The sequence below is a fragment of the Sphingobium cupriresistens LL01 genome, assembly GCF_001046645.1.
GTDB classification, from domain to species: domain Bacteria; phylum Pseudomonadota; class Alphaproteobacteria; order Sphingomonadales; family Sphingomonadaceae; genus Sphingobium; species Sphingobium cupriresistens.
Window position 1 is genome coordinate 577,627 of sequence record NZ_KQ130434.1, and the last position, 19,600, is coordinate 597,226.

20 protein-coding genes are annotated in these 19,600 nt (G+C 62.6%); 11 read left to right on the forward strand and 9 right to left on the reverse strand.

Annotated features, from left to right (window positions below; genetic code table 11):
* Positions 1–8 precede the first annotated feature (8 nt).
* The 4 genes from V473_RS02835 to aroQ all read right to left on the reverse strand — a co-directional run bounded on the left by V473_RS02835 (position 9) and on the right by aroQ (position 2,741).
* The gene (locus tag V473_RS02835) at positions 9–353 is read right to left on the reverse strand and encodes an arsenate reductase family protein (protein WP_066600316.1); all 345 of its coding nucleotides are present in this window, start codon (positions 351–353) and stop codon (positions 9–11) included.
* Positions 350–1,702: an acetyl-CoA carboxylase biotin carboxylase subunit gene (accC, locus tag V473_RS02840; protein WP_066600319.1), complete on the reverse strand. Its 1,353-nt coding sequence runs from the start codon at positions 1,700–1,702 to the stop codon at positions 350–352. The genes V473_RS02835 and accC overlap by 4 nt, the downstream gene beginning before the upstream one ends.
* A gap of 13 nt (positions 1,703–1,715) precedes the next feature.
* On the reverse strand, positions 1,716–2,207 hold the full coding sequence (gene accB / locus V473_RS02845) for an acetyl-CoA carboxylase biotin carboxyl carrier protein (protein WP_066600322.1): 492 nt from the start codon (positions 2,205–2,207) through the stop codon (positions 1,716–1,718).
* Positions 2,208–2,300: 93 nt separating this feature from the next.
* Entirely contained in the window at positions 2,301–2,741 is a 441-nt protein-coding gene (gene aroQ, locus V473_RS02850; protein ID WP_066600326.1) for a type II 3-dehydroquinate dehydratase, read from the reverse strand.
* A 114-nt stretch (positions 2,742–2,855) separates the two neighbouring features.
* On the opposite strand from aroQ, the gene thiS reads away from it, so the two are divergent.
* Positions 2,856–3,857 carry a sulfur carrier protein ThiS gene (gene thiS / locus V473_RS02855; protein ID WP_082678958.1) on the forward strand — a complete coding sequence of 334 codons (1,002 nt, stop codon included), beginning with the start codon at positions 2,856–2,858 and terminating at the stop codon, positions 3,855–3,857.
* On the opposite strand, the gene V473_RS02860 is transcribed toward thiS, so the two are convergent.
* Entirely contained in the window at positions 3,854–4,744 is an 891-nt protein-coding gene (locus V473_RS02860) for a LysR family transcriptional regulator (RefSeq protein WP_066600330.1), read from the reverse strand. The genes thiS and V473_RS02860 overlap by 4 nt on opposite strands.
* A gap of 91 nt (positions 4,745–4,835) precedes the next feature.
* Here V473_RS02860 and V473_RS02865 point away from each other — a divergent pair, with 91 nt between their 5' ends.
* The 7 genes from V473_RS02865 (at position 4,836) to V473_RS02895 (ending at position 11,934) form a co-directional block, all read left to right on the forward strand.
* Complete coding sequence (locus V473_RS02865) at positions 4,836–5,546, forward strand: CoA transferase subunit A (protein ID WP_066604919.1); 711 nt, start codon at positions 4,836–4,838, stop codon at positions 5,544–5,546.
* Entirely contained in the window at positions 5,546–6,427 is an 882-nt protein-coding gene (locus tag V473_RS02870) for an HAD family acid phosphatase (RefSeq protein ID WP_066600333.1), read from the forward strand. The genes V473_RS02865 and V473_RS02870 overlap by 1 nt, the downstream gene beginning before the upstream one ends.
* Positions 6,428–6,429: 2 nt before the next feature.
* Positions 6,430–7,065, forward strand: a complete 636-nt coding sequence (locus V473_RS02875; protein ID WP_066600338.1) for a CoA transferase subunit B — start codon at positions 6,430–6,432, stop codon at positions 7,063–7,065.
* Positions 7,066–7,076: 11 nt separating this feature from the next.
* Positions 7,077–7,517 carry an HIT family protein gene (locus tag V473_RS02880; RefSeq protein ID WP_066600343.1) on the forward strand — a complete coding sequence of 147 codons (441 nt, stop codon included), beginning with the start codon at positions 7,077–7,079 and terminating at the stop codon, positions 7,515–7,517.
* 49 nt (positions 7,518–7,566) lie between these two features.
* Positions 7,567–8,862: a glycosyltransferase family 4 protein gene (locus tag V473_RS02885; RefSeq protein WP_066600346.1), complete on the forward strand. Its 1,296-nt coding sequence runs from the start codon at positions 7,567–7,569 to the stop codon at positions 8,860–8,862.
* Positions 8,863–9,017: 155 nt separating this feature from the next.
* Positions 9,018–10,658 (forward strand): capsular polysaccharide export protein, LipB/KpsS family, encoded by a 1,641-nt coding sequence (locus V473_RS02890; RefSeq protein WP_066600348.1) that lies wholly within the window; start codon positions 9,018–9,020, stop codon positions 10,656–10,658.
* Entirely contained in the window at positions 10,651–11,934 is a 1,284-nt protein-coding gene (locus V473_RS02895; RefSeq protein WP_066600351.1) for a capsule biosynthesis protein, read from the forward strand. The genes V473_RS02890 and V473_RS02895 overlap by 8 nt, the downstream gene beginning before the upstream one ends.
* Positions 11,935–12,225: 291 nt before the next feature.
* On the opposite strand, the gene V473_RS02900 is transcribed toward V473_RS02895, so the two are convergent.
* From V473_RS02900 to V473_RS02915, 4 genes are all read right to left on the reverse strand, one after another.
* Positions 12,226–13,395, reverse strand: a complete 1,170-nt coding sequence (locus V473_RS02900; RefSeq protein ID WP_066600354.1) for a polysaccharide biosynthesis/export family protein — start codon at positions 13,393–13,395, stop codon at positions 12,226–12,228.
* Between the two features lie 122 nt (positions 13,396–13,517).
* Positions 13,518–14,414 carry an NAD-dependent epimerase/dehydratase family protein gene (locus V473_RS02905; RefSeq protein ID WP_066600356.1) on the reverse strand — a complete coding sequence of 299 codons (897 nt, stop codon included), beginning with the start codon at positions 14,412–14,414 and terminating at the stop codon, positions 13,518–13,520.
* 9 nt (positions 14,415–14,423) lie between these two features.
* Positions 14,424–15,458, reverse strand: a complete 1,035-nt coding sequence (gene gmd / locus V473_RS02910; RefSeq protein WP_066600358.1) for a GDP-mannose 4,6-dehydratase — start codon at positions 15,456–15,458, stop codon at positions 14,424–14,426.
* 58 nt (positions 15,459–15,516) lie between these two features.
* Positions 15,517–16,827 carry a UDP-glucose dehydrogenase family protein gene (locus tag V473_RS02915; protein WP_066600365.1) on the reverse strand — a complete coding sequence of 437 codons (1,311 nt, stop codon included), beginning with the start codon at positions 16,825–16,827 and terminating at the stop codon, positions 15,517–15,519.
* A 185-nt stretch (positions 16,828–17,012) separates the two neighbouring features.
* On the opposite strand from V473_RS02915, the gene V473_RS02920 reads away from it, so the two are divergent.
* From V473_RS02920 to V473_RS02930, 3 genes are read left to right on the forward strand one after another with little or no spacing between them, the layout of a single operon-like run.
* The gene (locus V473_RS02920; protein ID WP_066600368.1) at positions 17,013–18,116 is read left to right on the forward strand and encodes a KpsE/RkpR family capsule polysaccharide export protein; all 1,104 of its coding nucleotides are present in this window, start codon (positions 17,013–17,015) and stop codon (positions 18,114–18,116) included.
* Positions 18,116–18,925 carry an ABC transporter permease gene (locus tag V473_RS02925; RefSeq protein WP_066600369.1) on the forward strand — a complete coding sequence of 270 codons (810 nt, stop codon included), beginning with the start codon at positions 18,116–18,118 and terminating at the stop codon, positions 18,923–18,925. The genes V473_RS02920 and V473_RS02925 overlap by 1 nt, the downstream gene beginning before the upstream one ends.
* Positions 18,922–19,578 carry an ABC transporter ATP-binding protein gene (locus V473_RS02930; protein WP_066600370.1) on the forward strand — a complete coding sequence of 219 codons (657 nt, stop codon included), beginning with the start codon at positions 18,922–18,924 and terminating at the stop codon, positions 19,576–19,578. Before V473_RS02925 ends, V473_RS02930 begins: the two co-directional genes overlap by 4 nt.
* The last annotated feature ends 22 nt before the right edge of the window (positions 19,579–19,600 follow it).

Here is a 19,600-nt window from a genome sequence, read left to right on the forward strand (position 1 = left end):
GACAATTCCTAGAGTATTTCCAATACCTTATCCTGCGGCCGACAGAAGCGAACGCCCTTTTCCGTCTCGACAAAAGGGCGATTCACATAAGCGGGATTTGACGCCATTTCGTCCAGGATCGCATCGGCGTCCATCGCCGGCAGACCGCGTTCCTCTGCGTCGGTGCCCATCTTGCGGATCGCCTCCGCCGGGGTCAATCCGGCGTCGGCGATGATCTGCGCCAGCTTGTCGCGGGTGAACGGGGTTTTCAGATACTCGATCACCTCGACCTCGACGCCCGGCGTCTCCTCGATGATCGCCAGCGTCTTGCGCGAGGTGCCGCATTTGGGGTTGTGCCAGATGGTCGCCTTCATGCGTCGCCCTCCCGCGCCAACCATTCCTCCAGCCATTTGATCGTGTAGTTGCCGTCGAGGAAATCGGGGTCACGCAACAGCGCCTGATGCAGCGGGATGGTGGTCTTCATCCCTTCGATCACATATTCCTCCAGCGCGCGCTTCAACCGCATGATCGCGCCCTCGCGGGTGCGGCCATAGACGATCAGCTTGCCGATCATGGAGTCGTAATAGGGCGGCACCTTATAGCCCTGATACAGGCCGCTATCGACGCGGACATGCATGCCGCCCGGCACATGATAGCTGGTGACGGTGCCCGGCGACGGCGCGAAGGTCTTGGGATCTTCGGCGTTGATGCGGCATTCGATCGCATGGCCGGTGAAGCGCAACTCGTCCTGCGTGACCGACAGCGGCTTGCCCTCGGCGATGCGGATCTGTTCGCGCACCAAATCGACGCCGGTGATCATCTCCGTCACCGGATGTTCGACCTGAAGCCGCGTATTCATCTCGATGAAGTAGAATTCGCCGTCTTCCCACAGAAATTCGATCGTGCCCGCGCCGCGATAGCCCATATCGGCCATCGCCTTGGCGCAGACGCCGCCGATGCGGTCGCGATCGGCCTGGCTCAGGATCGGGGAGGGGGCTTCCTCCAGCACCTTCTGGTGACGCCGCTGGAGCGAACAGTCGCGCTCGCCCAGATGGATGGCGTTGCCATTGCCGTCGCCGAAAACCTGGATTTCGATATGGCGCGGATTGCCGAGATATTTTTCGAGATAGACGGTGGCGTCGCCGAAGGCGGCCTTCGCTTCCGAACCGGCCTGCTGCATCAGCGTTTCCAACTCGTCGGGCGAAGTGCACACCTTCATGCCGCGCCCGCCGCCGCCGGACGCCGCCTTGATGATGACGGGATAACCGGCCTTCTCCGCGATCGCCTTGGCTTCGTCCAGGTCGCTGATCGCGCCATCGGAGCCGGGGACGAGCGGCAGGCCCAGCGCGCCGGCGGTGCGCTTGGCTTCGATCTTGTCGCCCATGGTGCGGATATGTTCGGGCTTGGGACCGACGAAGGCGATCCCGTGCGCTTCTACGATCTCGGCGAACTTGGCGTTCTCCGACAGAAAGCCATAGCCCGGATGGATCGCATCCGCGCCGCTGATCTCGGCAGCGGAAATGATCGCTGCGACATTCAGATAGCTGTCCTTGGCCGCGGGCGGCCCGATGCAGATCGCCTCGTCGGCCAGCCGCACATGCATGGCGTCGGCGTCGGCGGTCGAATGGACCGCCACCGTCTTGATGCCCATTTCATGGCAGGCGCGGTGGATGCGCAGCGCGATTTCGCCGCGGTTGGCGATCAGCAGCTTTTCGATGGCCATGGGTCCGACGGCCTTATTCAATGACGATCAGCGGCTGGTCATATTCGACCGGCTGGCCGTTATCGACCAGCACGGCCTTGACCGTGCCCGCGACCGGCGCGGCGATCGCGTTCATGACCTTCATGGCTTCCACGATCAGGATCGTTTCGCCAGCGGTGACCTGCGATCCGATGCGGACGAAGGGAGCGGAGCCGGGTTCGGCCGACAGATAGGCGGTGCCGACGATCGGCGATTTGACGAGCGTGCCGGCCGGCAGCGACGCTTCGGCCGGCGCCGCGGCGGCTGGTGCAGGCGCGGCAGCCGGTGCGGCGGGGGCCGCGGCGGCAGGGGCGGGCGTGGCGTAGACCGGCGCGGCGCTGGCCGCGGCCTTGCGCGCGACGCGGATCTTGCGGTCGCCGTCCTCGACCTCAATCTCGGTCAGGTTGGTGTCGTCGAGCAGCGCGGCGAGATCGCGCACCAGCTGTACGTCTACCTGCATTGCGCCCTTTTCTTGTTTTTCGGTCATGTGAAGTCCCTGGCCGGTGAATATCGGTTCTGGTGCCCGCGCCTATGCGCATTTACGCCCAAGCGCAACTTTTGTGCGCCAAAACGCGCCGCCTCATAGTTCCAGCGCGGCTTCCAGAGCCAGCATGTAGGACATCGGGCCAAAGCCCGCGATCGTGCCCCTGGCCGCCATGCCGACATAGCTTTTATGGCGGAAGGCTTCGCGCTTGTGCGGGTTGGACAGGTGGATTTCGATCACCGGCACGGTCACGGCCTTGATCGCGTCATGCAGCGCGACCGACGTGTGCGTGAGGCCGCCGGGATTCATGATGATGGCGTGCGCGCCCTCGGCATGGGCTTCCTGCACCCAGTCGATCAGATGGCCTTCATGGTTGGACTGGCGGAAATCGATTTCGACATGGGCGCGGGTGGCGGCGTCGTCCATCCGCTCGGCAATATCGTCCAGCGTGTCATAGCCGTAGATTTCCGGCTCGCGCGTGCCCAACATGTTCAGATTGGGTCCGTTTAACACATAGATTTTACGCATGTCGGCCATGGCGATCCCCTTGCATGTTGCGACCGGGGCAAGGCCGCCCCTATATGCGGCACGATCCTTAGCCCTTCGTGTCTCGCTTAGTCGAGATATCTTCGCATGTTCGGGAAAGCCATAATGAGCACAGACGGCACCATCTCCATCCATATCAATGGCGAACATCGCCGCATCCGCGACGGCATGACCCTCGCGCAGTTGGCGAGCGAACTGGGTTTCGTACCCGAAAAGGTTGCGGTGGAACGTAATTTGACGGTCGTGCCGCGATCGACCCTGGCGCAGGTGATGGTCGAGGATGGCGACGAGTTGGAGATCGTCCACTTTGTCGGCGGCGGTGATGTGTCGGCGGTTACGGACGACAGTTGGACCGTGGCGGGCAAGACCTTCCGGTCGCGCCTGATCGTGGGCACCGGCAAATATAAGAGCTTCGAGCAGAATGCGGCCGCGCTGGCCGCGTCAGGCGCGGAGATCGTCACCGTGGCAGTGCGCCGCGTCAATGTCAGCGATCCCAATGCGCCGATGCTGACCGACTATATCGACCCCAAGAAGGTCACCTACCTGCCCAACACCGCGGGCTGCTTCACCGGGGAGGACGCGATCCGCACCCTGCGGCTGGCGCGCGAGGCGGGCGGCTGGGACCTGGTGAAGCTGGAAGTGCTGGGGGAAGCGCGCACGCTCTATCCCGATATGGTCGAAACGCTGCGCGCGACCGAGATATTGGCCAAGGAAGGCTTCAAGCCGATGGTCTATTGCGTGGACGATCCGATAGCGGCCAAGCGGCTGGAGGATGTCGGCGCGGTCGCGATCATGCCGCTGGGCGCGCCGATCGGGTCGGGGCTGGGCATCCAGAACCGGGTGACGATCCGCCTGATCGTGGAAGGGACCAAGCTGCCGGTGCTGGTCGATGCGGGCGTGGGCACCGCGTCGGAAGCGGCGCAGGCGATGGAACTGGGCTGTACCGGCGTATTGATGAACACCGCCATTGCCGAGGCGAAAGACCCGGTGCTGATGGCCGCCGCGATGAAGGCGGGGGTCGAGGCCGGGCGCATGGCCTATCGCGCCGGGCGCATGGGCAGGCGGATGTATGCCGATCCGTCCAGCCCCCTGGCGGGGTTGATCTAGGCCGCGGCGCCGGCGCGCAGGTCGAGCCGGCTCGCCCGGTCGAAAATCGCCAGCACCAGCGGATCGGACTCCGCGGCCCGCATCGCGACCTGAAATTCGACCGGGGGCATGGCGGGCGCATCGGGCACCGGCACCAGCCGCCCGCTTGCGATGGGTTGGCGCACCATCGGATGGGGAAAGATGCCGATCCCGCCGCCTTCCAGCACGATGTCGATCATCGTGCGGACATTGTTGCACAGGTTGAGCGGGCAATCGGCCAGGTCCGACGCGGCGATCGCCTCCTTCATGATGCGATAGAGCGGCGACAGGTTGGTGAGCGACCAGATCGGCGTGTGGGCCGCGTCCATGTTCCTCACCGTCGACGGGCTGGCCAGCCAGAGCAGATCGACGCTGCCGATCGGCGCGGTGCGCAGCATCGGATGGGCGATCCGGCCGGCGGCAAAGGCGATGTCGGTGCGGCCGGAAGCGAGTTGCTGGATCAGATCGACCGTCAGCGCAATGTCCACCTCCAGGCTGACATGGGGCAGGTCATGGCCCAGTTGCGCGACGAAGCCGGGCAGACAGCTGGCCGCCGCAATTTCGCCCGCGCCGATTCGGATGATTCCGGTCGCGCCCGATATGTCGCTACACCCCATCAGCACCCCCTGGAAACGCGCCCAGAGCGGTTCGCTTTCGCGCACCAGTTCGCGCCCGGCGGGAGTCAGCGCCATGGCTCGACCCTCCCGCCGGAACAGGGCGGTGCCCAGATGACTTTCCAGTTCGCGCACGCGCGCCGAAATGGCGGGCTGGGTCGTGTTGAGCCGCGCCGCCGCCGCTGCGAAGGTGCCCAGCCGGGCGATCCAGAGCAGCGTTTCGAGATGGTAGAAAGCGATACGATTGATAGACATTGGTTATGTTTAACTGAAAAAACAAATCATTGGTATTGATTGGTCGTGCTGCCTAAGAACGGTGTGAACTTTCAAAAAAGGAAGGATGCCGATGGCCAGGAAGCTCTACCCCGATGCCGCTGCGGCGCTGGAAGGATTGCTGTTCGACGGGATGCATCTGTGCGCGGGCGGCTTTGGCCTGTGTGGTATTCCCGAACGATTGATCGACGCGATCCGCGATGCGGGCGTCAAGGATCTGACCATCGCCAGTAACAATGCCGGGATCGACGGCGAAGGGCTGGGCAAGCTGTTGCGCACGCGCCAGGTCAAGAAGATGATCTCCTCCTATGTCGGCGAGAATAAGGAGTTTGAGCGACAATATCTGGCCGGCGAACTGGAGGTGGAATTCTGCCCCCAGGGGACGCTGGCCGAACGCTGCCGCGCGGGCGGGGCGGGCATCCCCGGCTTCTACACCAAGACCGGCGTCGGCACGCAGGTGGCCGAGGGCAAGGAGGTCAAGAGTTTCGATGGCCAGGATTATATTCTGGAGCGCGGTATCTTTGCCGATGTCGCGATCATCAAGGGCTGGAAGGCCGATGAGAGCGGCAACCTGATCTTCCGCAAGACGGCGCGCAACTTCAACCAGCCGATGGCGACCGCGGCGAAAATCTGCATCGCCGAAGTCGAGGAAGTGGTGCCGACCGGCAGCCTGGACCCCGACGCGATCCATCTGCCCGGCATCTATGTGAAGCGCATGATCGTGGGCGCGCCCTATGACAAGAAGATCGAATTTCGGACGGTGCGGACGCGGGAAGCGGCCTGATGTCGATGCCGAAGCGCTTGGGTTGGGGGCTGCTGTTGGCGCCGTTGGCCGCCTGCGCGACCGTGGCGCCGTCGCCCGCGCCGTCCGTCAATCCACCGGCGGGGATGCGATATCTCTACGGGTCGGGCGAGGGGGCGGCGATTTCGGCGCAGGCCTGGAATGCGCTGCTGGCCTATGTGTCCGCCAGGGTGAAGGCGCGGCCGGCGGATAGCGTCGTGCTGGCGGATGGGGCGAGCCTCGCCGCGCCGCGATTCGTGCCCTGTGGCGACAAGCCTTTCGCCGCGGTGTTCGACGTGGACGAAACGGTGATGCTCAACACCGGCTATGAATATCATGACGCGAAGACCGGCAAAGGCTTTGACGACGCCGCCTGGGATGCATGGGAGAAGACGGGCGAGGGCGCGGTCGGGCCGGTGCCGGGCGCCGACCAAGGGCTGGCCGCGCTGCGTGGCTTGGGTGTTACCGTCATCTTCAATACCAACCGCTCGGCCGCCAATGCCGATGCGACCGTCCGCGCGATCAAGGCCGCGGGCCTGGGCGATGCGGTGCATGGCCAGACGCTCTATCTGAGCGGCGACGATGCGATGGGATCGCGCAAGGATGGCCGCCGGGCGACGATCGCGGCGCGCTATTGCGTCATCGCCATGGGCGGCGACCAGTTGGGCGATTTTTCCGACCTGTTCAACGCCGGCCCCCTCAATGCCGAAAAGGCCGTGCCCGCACGCCGCGTCGCGACCCTGCAACCGCCGGTCGCGGGCCTGTGGGGCAATGGCTGGTTCGTGATGCCCAACCCCGTCTATGGCAGCGGCCTTAAGGGCGGGTTCGACGACATATTTCCGATGGACAAGAGGTGGGCACCGCCCGCCATAGGGGAGAAATAATCATGCCCTGGACTCGTGACGAAATGGCCGCGCGCGCGGCGAAGGAATTGCAGGACGGTTTCTACGTGAATCTGGGCATCGGCATTCCGACGCTGGTGGCGAATCATATTCCCGATGGCGTGGAGGTGACGCTCCAGTCGGAAAACGGCATGTTGGGCATTGGCCCCTTTCCCTATGAGGGCGACGAGGACGCCGACCTCATCAATGCGGGCAAGCAGACGATCAGCGAATTGCCGCAGACCGCCTATTTCAGTTCGGCCGACAGCTTCGCCATGATTCGTGGCGGGCATATCGACCTAACCGTGCTGGGCGCGATGGAGATTGCCGAAAATGGCGACATCGCCAACTGGATGATCCCCGGCAAGATGATCAAGGGCATGGGCGGCGCGATGGATCTGGTCGCGGGCGTCAAGAAGATCATCGTCGTCATGGAGCATACGTCCAAAAATGGCGATCCCAAGTTCATTCCGGCCTGCACCCTGCCGCTGACCGGCAAGAATGTGGTCGACATGATCGTGACGGACCTGTGCGTTTTCCAGCGCCCCGACCATGACAGCCCGTTCAAGCTGGTCGAAATGGCGCCGGGCGTGACGGCGGAGGATATCGCGGCTAAGACCAGCGCACATTATGTGAGCTGAGGACGGCCAGGATGAGCCTTGACGGCGTTTATGACGACAATAACCCCTTCGCCCTGATCCTTGCGGGCAAGATTCCGTCGATCAAATTATATGAGGATGCGCACACGCTCGCCTTCCTCGACATCCAGCCGCAGTCGAGGGGGCACAGCCTGGTCATTTCCAAATGGTCCAGGGCGCGCAACATCCTGGAGATAGAGGATGAGGCGCTGGCGCAGGTGATGGCGAGCGTGAAAAAGGTCGCCAACGCCACGCGCCGGGCGCTGGCCCCCGACGGCATCCACATCGCCCAGTTCAACGGCGCGCCGGCGGGGCAGACGGTGTTTCACCTCCATGTCCATGTCGTGCCGCGCTGGGAAGGTGGGCCGTTGGGATTCAGCGCCCATGCGCAGGGGAATGTCGCCGACGCGGCGGCGCTCACGGCGTTGGCCGACGAGATTCGCGCTCAATTCTGATGCGCGCCCGTTTCGCCGTTCGGCCGATATCTCCGCGGGGCGCGCGCTGATGGCGCTGCGTCCTTTCAACGCACCCGGCGCGCGCCTGGCGCTGCGGTCCAAGCGCGCCAGCCCGCTGTTTCAGGGCGGGCGTGGCGACAGCGAGGTGATCCTCGACATTTCGCGGCTGCTGTCCCGGTCCTTCCATCCCGCGCCGACCGGCATCGATCGGGTCGAATATGTCTATGCGCGCGAGTTGCTGGACAGAATGCCCGATCGCCTGGCTTTTTCCGCGGTGCATCCTGCAGGGGGCTATTATGGGCGGCTGGACAGCGCCGCCGTGCGACAGTTCCTGGCGTTCACCGCCGCCAAATGGCGTAATGCCCGTTCGGCCGATGTTGGTGAAAGCAAGGCGGCGGTCATCCGCCACCTGTTCGCCACCCGGCCCCGGCCGGTGCCACGCGCATCCGGCCCGCGCGTCTATCTGCAGGTGTCGCCGCACCATCTGGACGATCATGCGCAGGTCGGAGCGATCCTGCGGGCGGAAGGCGCGAAGTTCATCACGCTGGTGCATGATGTCATTCCGCTCAGCCATCCTGAATATGCCCGGCCGCAGGGCGCGGACGAACATCGCCGCCGGGTGCGCACGATCGACAGCTTCGCCAACGGCATCATCGGCAACAGCCAGGCGACCATCGATGCGCTGGCGCCTCATATGCGCCAAGGCCTTGGCGGCCGCGCGATCCGGGTCGCGCATTTCGGGGCCGACGCGCCTGACATCTTCGGCGCCAAGGGCGAGGCGCTGCCGGGAAGGCCCTATTTCGTCTATATCTCCACCATCGAGCCGCGGAAGAATCACCTCTTGCTGCTCAACCTGTGGCGGCGAATGGTCGAACGGCTGGGCGATGCGGCCCCGGTGCTGGTGCTGATCGGCCGGCGTGGTTGGGAAAATGAGAATGTCATCGACATGCTGGAGCGGGCCGAGGCGCTGCGCGGCCATGTGATCGAAGCGGGAGAGGTGTCGGACAATCGGATGCAGGCGCTGGTCGCCAACGCCCGCGCCATGCTGATGCCGTCCTTCGCCGAAGGCTTCGGTATGCCGGTGGTCGAGGCTTTGGCGGCCGGCGTGCCGGTGATCTGCAGCGACATCACCGCCCATCGCGAGGTTGGCGGCGACGCGCCGGATTATCTCGATCCGCTCGACGGATTGGGATGGATGCAGGCGATCGAGGCCTATAGCCAGCCCGATGCGCCCGCCCGCGCTGCCCAGATCGCGCGGCTCGCCCATTGGCGCGCGCCGACGTGGCGCGACTATTTCGACATCGTCACCGACCTGATTGAAGAAGTAACAGCCTCTGTTCCTTGACCTTCCCGACGAGCGCCCGCATGGTTGGGCGAGGCATGGAAGGACAGGGGCATGGCCCGCATCGTGGCATCATCCGCTAAGGCGATATCCGCTAAGGCGATCGACGAGCAGGCCTGCGCGGGTCGGGTTGTGTCGGCTCATCATATCGCCCCCTGATGACGCGCGTCCCGTTCCTGCGTTCGCCGCCCTTTGCCGGCATTGCGTCATCGACCGCCGCGATCAGTCGGCCGGCTGATGATGGTGACGTCGCCGCGCCGGTGCCGGACGAGACTCTGGACCTGCTGACCCAATTCCGCGTCGGCGGCGATTTCTGGGGGCATCGTCCCCATGGACTGCGCCTGGTCGTGCGTGAGGGCGTGCTGGTCGAGGGTGCAGCGCTTGAAGGATTATTGCCGCAGCAGATCGGCATCCTACCGGCGTCGACGGCTATGCGGACGTCGAAGTCTCAGGGGCGCCTCTTGCCGGCCTGCTGCGACCCCTGGGCGTTGGTCGCGCAGGCCCGCGCCGTCCATGCCGCGCCCGATGACGATCTGGCATTGATCGCTGGCCTGTTGGGCATAACGCTATTCGGCCAGGATGGCGTACAGGTCGATCCGGCCACGCTACGGATGACGCTGAAGCGCCGCTTGGCCGCCGCCACCTATCGCGACTGTTTCACCGGCGCGCCGACCGATGCGGGGGCGGTCATCATGCAACTGGCCGACTGGCGTCGTCACCTGGACGGCAATCGCGGCCTATCCGCCGCCAGCGGCATGGCTTTTTGGAAGCGGGAGGCGATCGGCCATTGCCTATGGGATGGCCTGCAAACGCCGCCTTTCCTGTCAGCGCGTCGAGGATTGCGCCGCGCCCGGCGGGAAGGCGGCGCGTTGGCGATATGGCCTTCGCGTGTCCCGCCCGAAACGATCGGGGAAGCGACGGCGATGGGGGTTCCGGTCGCGCGGGTCGAGGATGGCTTCCTGCGATCGCGCGGGCTGGGCGCGGCGCTGCATCCGCCCGGATCGGTGGTGGTCGACCGGACTGGCATTTATTATAATGCGCGGGCAGCCAACGACCTCGAAACGCTGTTGGCGACGCATGATTTTCCGCAAGCTTTGGTCGATCGCGCGGCGCGGCTGCGCGATCGGGTCTGTGCGGCGGGCGTGACCAAATATGGGCAGGAAGCCGGGCGGATGATCGATCTGCCGGCGGGGCGTCGCACGGTGCTGGCGATCGGACAGGTGGAGGATGACCTGTCGGTGCGGCTGGGCGGCGCGGGCGTCGATGGCAATCTGGATTTCCTGACACGGGTGCGTCGCGCCGAACCGGATGCCTGGATCGTCTATCGCCCCCATCCCGACGTGCAGGCCGGACATCGCAAGGGGCATTTGCCCGACGCGAGCGTGTTGGCCCATGCCGATGCGATCGATACCGGCGCGCCACTGATGGAGCTGGTCCAGGCGGTGGACGATGTGCATGTCCTGTCGTCCCTCACCGGATTCGAGGCGCTGATGCGCGGCCGCGCCGTCACCGTTCATGGCATGCCCTTCTACGCCGGCTGGGGGTTGACCCGTGACCTTGCCAAGGCGACTGGTCGTCGCGGCCGTCGACTCAGCGTGGATCAGCTTGTGGCGGCGGCGCTCATTCTCTATCCTCGCTATATCGATCCGGTAACGCGGTTGCCATGCGGTCCCGAAGTGATGGTGGAGCGTATGGCGAATGGATCGACGCCACCGGTGACATGGCTTATCCGGTTGCGGATGCTGCAGGGGAAGTTACGCCGATTTATGACTTTGTTCGCCGAGTTCCTGCATGGCTGAAGCCGCCGCGAAGACATTCCTGTTCCTGCAAGGACCGCACGGCCCCTATTTCGCGATGCTGGCGCAGGCGTTGCGTGATCGGGGGCATCGTGCGCTGCGGATCAACATCAATGGCGGCGACAAGATCGACTGGCCAGGCGACGCTACCGATTATCGCGGCACGTTTCGCAACTGGCCGCTGTTCTTCGACGATTTCGTCGTTAACCAGGGCGTCACCGACCTGATCCTCTACGGCGATTGCCGCCCCTATCATGCGTCCGCCCACGGCATGGCGCGTTTGCGCGACTTGCGGGTCCATGTCGTAGAGGAAGGCTATATTCGGCCTGATTTCATGACGTTGCAGGACGACGGCGTCAACGGCAACTCCACCCTGCCGCTCGATCCGCAATGGTATATGGATCAGGCCCGCAGCCTGCCCAAGCAGGAAGCGGTCCTGCCGCCTGTGCCTTCCACCTTTCGCGCGCGCGCGCGCAACACGATGCGCAACGGCCTCGCCGCCGCGCTCATGCGGCCCTATTTCCCGTTCTACAACACCCATCGCCCGCACAGTTTTCTGATGGAATCCATCGCCTGGTGCTGGAAACTGGTGATGCGCCAGAGCCATGAGCAGCGATCCCGCGACGAATGGGAAAAGGTGCGGGACAAACCCTTTTTCACCCTGCCGCTGCAGCTCAATTCCGATTATCAGATTCGCATCCATTCGCCCTTCGGCAATATGCGGGCGGCCTTGCGCTTCGTGATCAAGAGCTTCGCGCAACATGCGCCCGCAGGCGTGTCGTTGGTGGTCAAGCGCCATCCGCTCGATCCCGGCCTGGTCGGGTGGGACCGGCTGACCCGCAGGCTCGCTCGTCATTACGACGTGGCCGATCGGGTGATCTATCTGTCCGATTGGGACATTGCGCAGGTCGTGGAAAAGTCGATCGGCGTGGTCACGGTCAACAGCACGGTGGGCACGCTGGCCCTCAACAGCGGCAAGCCCGTGGTCGTACTGGGTCATTCGGTCTACAAGATTCCCGGTGTGGTCTATCAGGCGAGCCTCGACGATTTCTGGGCGGCTCCGGCCGCCCCGGACATGAAGCTGTACGCCGCCTTCCGCAGCGTGCTGGTCGATCGCTGCCTGATCAGGGGCGGTCTGCTCAGCGAGGAAGGATTGCAGATGTTGGTCGCAAATGCCGTGGAGCGGCTGCTGCATGATCCAGCCACATTATTGGCCATGTCTCATGGCGGTCGCCGTAAGCGCAGGACGATCAATATTGTCCATGGCGATGCTGCCTGACGACCCGGTTCGCGGCGCCATGTCGCGCCGGTGTCGCCAGCACGCTGCTCATGCGGCCGCTGCGCTGGCAATGACGAAGCAGATCAACGTCAAGTCATCAGATTCTAAAGCGGTTTGTGACCTGATAGCAGCCGCTCATTCGACACCCAGGCTCTCCTAGCATAGCGCGCCGATCGGATTGTCCGACGGTTGATCGAATCGCTGGGGCAGGACAGCCCTGCCCCAGGATTTGACGACGGATCAACTGCGCACTCTTTCCAGCATTGAATGGGGGCACCCCCCCCATTCCCATCAATTTCTGGACAGGGCGTTGTCGATCGAGATGACCGGGATGATCGTCGACGCCATTATCCCAACGAAGCGCTGAAATTCCGATATCGGACTGTTGGCGACGTAGATCACATCCTTGTCGCGGATCTGGAATCGCTGCATCGTGAAATAGGTCGTCGGATTCTTCATATTGACCCGGAATATGACCGGCACCTTGCCTTCCGCATTGACGATCGTGCCCGCTGTGCGGTTCGGGAACAGCGCAGCATCCTCCCAGCGAAAGATGAAGACGCCCTTGGGATCGGCGGACAGCAGGCCGCCTGCGCGACCCATCGCCTGCGACAGGGTCAGGCCGGTCGATTCGAACGGGATTTCCTCATTCTTCTTCACCGCGCCCAGTGTCGTGAAGCTGAAGGGCTGGAACAATGCTGTAACTACGTCGCCAGGCCGCAGAATGATATTCTGCCGCGGGTCGCGGATGACAGCCTGCAACGGCATCATCACGGTCCGCCCGCCACGGGTCACCTGCACCGTGATCTTGTCGGCCAGTTGCCGGGTCCCGCCCGACGCGGCGATGCCGTCGAGGATAGTTTCGCCTTTCGCGGTCAGCGGCAATCTTACGCTGGTGGCGACTTCACCAACGATAGACGCGGTAGAGGCCGCATTCTGCGCCAGTCGCACCGTCACTTGGGGCATATGCGCCTTGTTGCGCAGTCGAGCCGCGATGTCCTGTTCGATTTGCAAAAGGGTGCGGTCCGCAGCCTGTATTGATCCCGCAAAAGGAACATTGATGCGGCCGGTATCGCCGACCAGGAAATCGGGCAGAACGGTGCCCTGGCTGCCACTGACGGTGCCAGGGACAGTGACGCCGCCGAACAGCACGGCGGGCGGCGCTTCCCAGATCATGATCTGGAGGACATCGCCTTTGCCGACAAACTGGCTGAGCGGGGCGGCCTGGCCGAAGGTTGTCGCAAAATCAGGCGTCGGCTGCAACTGGACGAGATAGGGTGAGTTGCCATCGTCGAGACTGACGATCTCGATCCCGCTGATCGTGGATTTTTCAGGCGCATTCATGATGCGCCCGCTGCCGGGACCGACGGATGTGCAGGCCGAAGTGAGCATCAGCAAAGCAAGCAAAGCAGCCGCATGGCGGCGCGGGCGCTTTGTCTCTTGATAGATCAGGCGATTCATGCGGTCTTCCAATATTCAGGGTGGTCGGCGAGAGAGCCGGACTGCCGTCGCCTTTCCACTATAGGCCATGGCGGGTTGCAAGCTTAATATGAGCGGCGGTCCAGGCCGGGCTTCTTTTGCGATCAGTCGTTCAACATCCATTTCAGCGTCTGCGCGATCGGAACCGTGCGCAGCGGACCTATCATGTGTTCAAGCCGCTGAGGGTCGCCACATAGCGAAGCCGGCTCGTTCGGCCGGATGAAAGCCGGATTGGATATAGGATCGAACCGATGCCCAGCCAGTTCGCCCACCATATTCAGCACCTGGCGCAAGGCGATCGGTCGCCCTGAACAGACGTTGAAGACGCCGCCCTGGCTGTCGGGCGTGGCAAGCAGGCGTTGATAGGCATCGATCACCGTGCGAACATCCGAAAAGTCGCGTTCGACGTCGATATTGCCCAATTCTATCCGCTCGATGCCGCGCCGCGCATGATCAACGATCTTGGGGATCAGAAATTCAGCCGACTGGCCAAGGCCCGTATAGTTGAACGGCCGCACCAGGATGATCGGCAATTGTTCGGAAAATAACCCGCAAACGATTTCGGTGGTGGCTTTGGTCACGCCATAATCGTTGAAAGGCGCGGCCGGCATATCCTCAGTCAGGCGCCCCCCCCGATGGCCATAGATGTTGGCGCTGCTGGCGACGAGCACGGCTTCAGGACGTATCGGCGACTGCGCCAGCGCACCCAGAAGATTACGGGTGCCCAATATGTTGGTGCGGTACATTTCGGCCAGATCGTCATGGGGCGCGAAGGATATGGCGGCCAGATGCACCACCTGATCGGGCGATATCGTCCGCACCAGACGGGACAGGGCTGCCTGGTCGGTGACGTCGCACCGATGCAGCGCCTGCGCCGACGGGATCAGGCGGTTTTCGCCTTCATGCACTAGGGCATGAACCTCATGGCCGTTGGCGGCCATCGCGTCGGCCAGGTGACGTCCGGTGAAGCCGCCGCAACCGGTGATCAGCACCTTGCTCATCGCGGGCCGCTAAAAGCTGACGCCGGCCCGGTTGCGCCGGATGTCCGCCTGGACCATCATGTCGCACAACGTCTCCAGCGACGTTTCCGGGCGCCAGGCGAGTCGGGTTTGGGCATGACTGGCGTCGCCGACCAGATGGTCGACCTCCGCCGGGCGGTAGAAGCGCGGATCGATCCGCATCACCGTCTTGCCGGAATGGGTGTCCACCGCCACTTCCTCTTCCCGTTCGCCGGAAAAGGCGATCTCGATGCCGGCGGACCGGAACGCCAGTTGCAGAAAGGTGCGGACCGTTTCCGTCCTTCCGGTCGCCAGCACATAATTGTCCGGCGCGTCCGCTTGCAACATGCGCCACATGCCATCGACATATTCCTGCGCAAAGCCCCAGTCGCGGGCGGCGTCGATATTGCCCAGCGTCAGGCAATCCAACTGCCCCAGCATGATGCGGGCGACACCGTCGCTGATCTTGCGCGTCACGAATTCGCGCCCGCGCAACGGGCTTTCATGATTGAACAATATGCCGCTGCACGCGAAGATGCCGTAGCTTTCGCGATAGTTGACCGTGCTCCAATGGGCGAAAAGCTTCGACACGCCATAGGGACTGCGCGGGTAGAAAGGCGTCTGCTCGGTCTGCGGAACGCTCTGCACCTTGCCGAACATTTCCGACGTGCTCGCCTGGTAGAAACGGATCGCGGGGTTCACGATCCGAATCGCCTCCAGCAAGTTAAGCGCGCCGATCGCGGTGATCGACGCGGTGGCGACGGGTTGTTCGAACGATACGCCTACGAAGCTCTGCGCGGCGAGATTATAGACCTCGCTCGCTTCGGATTGCTGAAGCAGGCGCAGCGAGGCCGACAGGTCGGTCACATCATATTCGACCAGATGGAGCCGCGGGTCGTCGGCGATGCCGAGTTCCTCGATCCGCCAGAAATTGACCGAACTGGTGCGGCGATAGGCGCCATAGACCGTATAGCCCTTTTCGAGCAGGATCTTGGCGAGATAAGCACCATCCTGACCGGTAATGCCTGTGATGATCGCGCTGGTCATCCGGCATTGTCCGAACGGGAAAAAGCGACAGGAGGAGTCATCCGGCCCGCGATCGCGCTCACACCTTTCCACCGACGCGGGAGAGTGCGAGGCCTGCAGCTTCGATCTCGTCTGCGGGATAGATGTTGCGCAGGTCGATGAGCGCGGTGCCGGTCATGGCGGCGGCCAGGCGCTTCAAATCCAGGGCGCGGAAGATGTCCCATTCGGTGACCAGCACGACCGCGTCGGCGGCGTCGGCGGCCTCATAGGCGTCGTTGGCCATGACCACCTTGGGCATCATCGGCGCGGCGACCTCCATGCCTTCGGGATCATAGGCGACGATCTTTGCGCCCGCGTCTTCCAATGCCTGAACGATGGCGAGGCTGGGGGCGTCGCGCATGTCGTCGGTGTTGGGCTTGAAGGTCAGGCCCAGCAGCGCGACCGTCTTGCCGCGGGCGTCGCCGCCCATCGCCTTGACGATCTTGCGGCCCATCGCCCGCTTGCGCAGGTCGTTGACCTGCACCACCGTTTCGACGATGCGGATCGGGGCGTCATGGTCCTGGCCGGTCTTGACCAGCGCCAGCGTGTCCTTGGGGAAGCAGGAGCCGCCATAGCCTGGCCCTGCGTGCAGGAATTTGCTGCCGATCCGGTTGTCGAGGCCGATGCCGCGCGACACGTCCTGCACTTCCGCGCCGACCGCCTCGCACAGGTCCGCCATTTCGTTGATGAAGGTGATCTTGGTCGCCAGGAAGGCGTTGGCGGCATATTTGATGAGTTCGGCGGTGCGGCGACCGGTGAACATCAACGGCGCCTGGTTCAGGTTGAGCGGGCGATAGACCTGGCTCATCACCGCGATCGCGCGTTCCGAACCGGTGGTGCCCACGACGACGCGATCGGGCCGCTTGAAATCGCCGATGGCTGCACCTTCGCGCAGGAATTCGGGGTTGGACACGACCTGGATGTCGAGGTCGGGATTCAATTCGCGCGCGATCCGCTCGACTTCGTCGCCGGTGCCCACCGGCACGGTCGATTTGGTCACGATCACCGCAGGCGCATCCAGCGCCGCAACGATTTCCCGCGCCGCAGCATAGACATAGCTCAGGTCCGCATGGCCGTCGCCCCGGCGCGAAGGCGTGCCGACCGCGATGAAGATCGCGTCGGCGCCCTTGACGCCAGCGGCCAGGTCGGTGGTGAAGGTCAGCCGGCCCGACGCCGCATTGTCGCCCACCAGCTTGTCCAGCCCCGGCTCGAAAATCGGCATCCGCCCGGACTCGATCGCCGCGATCTTGCCGGCGTCCTTGTCCACGCATACCACGTCATGACCAAAATCCGCAAAACAGGCCCCTGACACAAGTCCAACATAACCCGTGCCGATCATCGTGATTTTCATGGAATGCGTCCGCCTCCGCGCTGGTCTTAATCCCGCATGTGCGTGATGTACCGCAGATACAAAGGCGATGGCGGATATGGCAAGCCTTCAGCGGTCCTTTTTTGTCGGCAGGGCGAGAAGCAAGTCGCTGGACATTGAATTGTGCAGCGCGTAACAAACTCGCGAACCGAGAGACTTGCTTTTCAATGACAAAAATTCCCGCAAAAATCGGTGGATTGCCTTCGCTTTTCATCATCACGGTGCTTGTTCCGACCGCAATTGCGACCATTTATTTCACATTGAGTTCCAGCGTTTATACGTCGGAATCACGGTTCGTCGTCAAAAGTTCGGAAAAGAAATCCACGGGCGGGCTGGGCGCTCTTCTGAGAAGCGGGGGCTTCTCCAATGCGACGGATGAAGCCTTTGTCGCGACGGATTACATCATTTCCCGCGACGCTCTGAAGAATTTGAACCGGGACGGCTTGATCTCGCAGGCCTATGGCAGCCGGGACGTGTCGTTTCTGAATCGCTTCAACGGCCTTGGCTTGAACGGCAGCATGGAAAAGCTGTATAGTTTCTACCAGGATCAGGTCGAAATCAAATATGACGGCGGGACGGGTATTGCGGTTCTGACCGTCAAAGCCTTTTCTCCAGAAGCAGCGCATAAGATCAATCTGCGTCTGCTCGATCTGACCGAGGAGTTGGTCAATCGTCTCAACAAGCGCGGGCGTGAAGACGTCGTCAGCAACAGCAGTCGCGAAGTAGAGGACGCAAAGGAAAAGGCGCGCGCGGCGGCGCTCGCCTTGTCCGACTATCGCAATCGCGAAGGCGTGGTGGACCCTGAAAAACAGGCGACGGTCCAATTGCAGATGATTTCCAAGCTGCAGGACGACATGATCTCCACCAAGACCCAATTGGTGCAATTGCAGATGCTGACGCCGCAGAATCCGCAAGTTCCGGTGCTCCGCGCGCGTATCGCTGAACTGAATCGGGAAATTGCGGAACAGACGGGCCTCGTGGCCGGCAATCAAAAGTCGCTCGCTGCGACGGCCGCTCAGTTCCAGCGGCTTCAACTGGAAACCCAGTTGGCCGACCGTGATCTGGGTGCAGCGATGACGTCGCTGCAGGAGGCGCGTAACGAGGCAAGGCGCAAGCAGGCCTATGTCGAGCGGATCGTGCAGCCCAGCCTGCCTGACAGCGCGTCAGCGCCGAAGCGTTTGCGCGGTATTCTGAGCATTTTCGCGATCGGTCTGGTCTTGTGGGCGATCACCTCTATGCTGCTGGCCGGCGTGCGGGAGCATGGTGACTGATGCCGGAAGCGGAAAATCCGGGACAAACGCCCAGCCTTGCCCGCTCGTGGCAAATTCAGCGCCGCGTCATTTTCGCATTGCTCATGCGTGAGGTGATCACTCGTTACGGTCGACATAATATCGGCTTTTTGTGGCTGTTCGTAGAACCGATGATATTCACGATAGGCGTGACGCTGCTGTGGAGCGCATTGCGCAATCTTCATGGCGCGGACCTGCCAATCGCGGCCTTCGCATTGACAGGCTATTCCAGCGTGCTGGTCTGGCGTAACATGCCCAACCGTCTGGTCGGCGCCATTCATCCCAATCTGTCGCTGATGTACCATCGCAATGTGAAGGTCATCGACATTTTCGCCGCGCGCGTGTTGTTGGAATGCATTGGCGTCGGCACGTCCTTCTTCGTACTGACCCTGTTTTTCGCATCCATCGGCTGGCTAAATTTGCCGGAAGACCCGGCCAAGGTCGTGATCGGCTGGATCATGCTGGCGTGGTTTGGCATATCCCTGGCGATGTTCATCGGCGCCCTATCGAATCGCTCGGAACTGATCGACAAATTCTGGCATCCCATCACCTATCTGATGTTCCCCCTTTCCGGGGCAGGCTGGTTGGTGGATGCAGCACCGGCAACGTTGCGTAATTTTATCCTTTACGTCCCGATGGTGCATGGCGTCGAATGGGTCCGGGACGGTTTCTTTGGCTCGCACTTCGAGGCGCACTATGATCCGGCCTATCTGATAACGTGGAACGTCGCGTTGATGTTGTTCGCACTTATCGAAATTCGCTATGCTAGCCGGAACCTCGTGCCCGAATGATCCGCCTCGTCGCCATCAACAAATATTATGATACCCGCCGGGGCAAGAATCATGTGCTCAAGGACGTCAACCTGACCCTTGAAAAAGGGCAGAAGATCGGCATCCTTGGTCGCAATGGCGCAGGCAAGACCACGCTGATTCGAATCTTGGGCGGCGTTGAAAGGCCAACGACAGGCTATGTCGAACGCGACATGACCATTTCCTGGCCGCTCGCTTTTTCGGGCGCTTTCCAGCAATCGCTGACCGGCTATGACAATCTGAAATTCATCTGTCGAATCTACGGCAAGGATCCCGAAGAAGCTCTGCCGGCCGTCGAGGATTTCGCCGAACTTGGCCGTTATATGCGCGAACCGTTGAAAAATTATTCGGCGGGTATGCGGGCGCGGCTGGGCTTCGCCATCTCTCTGGTCGTCGATTTCGACTGTTTTCTGATCGACGAAGTTGTCGCCGTCGGCGACCAGCGGTTTCAGGATCGCTGTCGTGAGGAACTGATCGTCAAGCGCGCCGATCGATCGATGTTTTTCGTATCGCACAACCCTGGCTTCATCCGGGAGAATTGCGACATCGCCGCCGTTCTGGTCGATGGCAGACTCGTGCCCTTCGACGATGTCGATGAGGCCTATCATTATTACCAGGCGCATTATAGCGAATGAAGCCTTGGGACTGGCTCTTTCG

What these genes read in the sequence shown, in the direction of transcription:
- V473_RS02835 (WP_066600316.1), bottom strand. Translation starts at nt 353, where the DNA reads ATGAAGGCGACCATCTGGCACAACCCCAAATGCGGCACCTCGCGCAAG.
- accC (WP_066600319.1), bottom strand. Translation starts at nt 1,702, where the DNA reads ATGGCCATCGAAAAGCTGCTGATCGCCAACCGCGGCGAAATCGCGCTG.
- accB (WP_066600322.1), bottom strand. Translation starts at nt 2,207, where the DNA reads ATGACCGAAAAACAAGAAAAGGGCGCAATGCAGGTAGACGTACAGCTG.
- aroQ (WP_066600326.1), bottom strand. Translation starts at nt 2,741, where the DNA reads ATGGCCGACATGCGTAAAATCTATGTGTTAAACGGACCCAATCTGAAC.
- thiS (WP_082678958.1), top strand. Translation starts at nt 2,856, where the DNA reads ATGAGCACAGACGGCACCATCTCCATCCATATCAATGGCGAACATCGC.
- V473_RS02860 (WP_066600330.1), bottom strand. Translation starts at nt 4,744, where the DNA reads ATGTCTATCAATCGTATCGCTTTCTACCATCTCGAAACGCTGCTCTGG.
- V473_RS02865 (WP_066604919.1), top strand. Translation starts at nt 4,836, where the DNA reads ATGGCCAGGAAGCTCTACCCCGATGCCGCTGCGGCGCTGGAAGGATTG.
- V473_RS02870 (WP_066600333.1), top strand. Translation starts at nt 5,546, where the DNA reads ATGTCGATGCCGAAGCGCTTGGGTTGGGGGCTGCTGTTGGCGCCGTTG.
- V473_RS02875 (WP_066600338.1), top strand. Translation starts at nt 6,430, where the DNA reads ATGCCCTGGACTCGTGACGAAATGGCCGCGCGCGCGGCGAAGGAATTG.
- V473_RS02880 (WP_066600343.1), top strand. Translation starts at nt 7,077, where the DNA reads ATGAGCCTTGACGGCGTTTATGACGACAATAACCCCTTCGCCCTGATC.
- V473_RS02885 (WP_066600346.1), top strand. Translation starts at nt 7,567, where the DNA reads ATGGCGCTGCGTCCTTTCAACGCACCCGGCGCGCGCCTGGCGCTGCGG.
- V473_RS02890 (WP_066600348.1), top strand. Translation starts at nt 9,018, where the DNA reads ATGACGCGCGTCCCGTTCCTGCGTTCGCCGCCCTTTGCCGGCATTGCG.
- V473_RS02895 (WP_066600351.1), top strand. Translation starts at nt 10,651, where the DNA reads ATGGCTGAAGCCGCCGCGAAGACATTCCTGTTCCTGCAAGGACCGCAC.
- V473_RS02900 (WP_066600354.1), bottom strand. Translation starts at nt 13,395, where the DNA reads ATGAATCGCCTGATCTATCAAGAGACAAAGCGCCCGCGCCGCCATGCG.
- V473_RS02905 (WP_066600356.1), bottom strand. Translation starts at nt 14,414, where the DNA reads ATGAGCAAGGTGCTGATCACCGGTTGCGGCGGCTTCACCGGACGTCAC.
- gmd (WP_066600358.1), bottom strand. Translation starts at nt 15,458, where the DNA reads ATGACCAGCGCGATCATCACAGGCATTACCGGTCAGGATGGTGCTTAT.
- V473_RS02915 (WP_066600365.1), bottom strand. Translation starts at nt 16,827, where the DNA reads ATGAAAATCACGATGATCGGCACGGGTTATGTTGGACTTGTGTCAGGG.
- V473_RS02920 (WP_066600368.1), top strand. Translation starts at nt 17,013, where the DNA reads ATGACAAAAATTCCCGCAAAAATCGGTGGATTGCCTTCGCTTTTCATC.
- V473_RS02925 (WP_066600369.1), top strand. Translation starts at nt 18,116, where the DNA reads ATGCCGGAAGCGGAAAATCCGGGACAAACGCCCAGCCTTGCCCGCTCG.
- V473_RS02930 (WP_066600370.1), top strand. Translation starts at nt 18,922, where the DNA reads ATGATCCGCCTCGTCGCCATCAACAAATATTATGATACCCGCCGGGGC.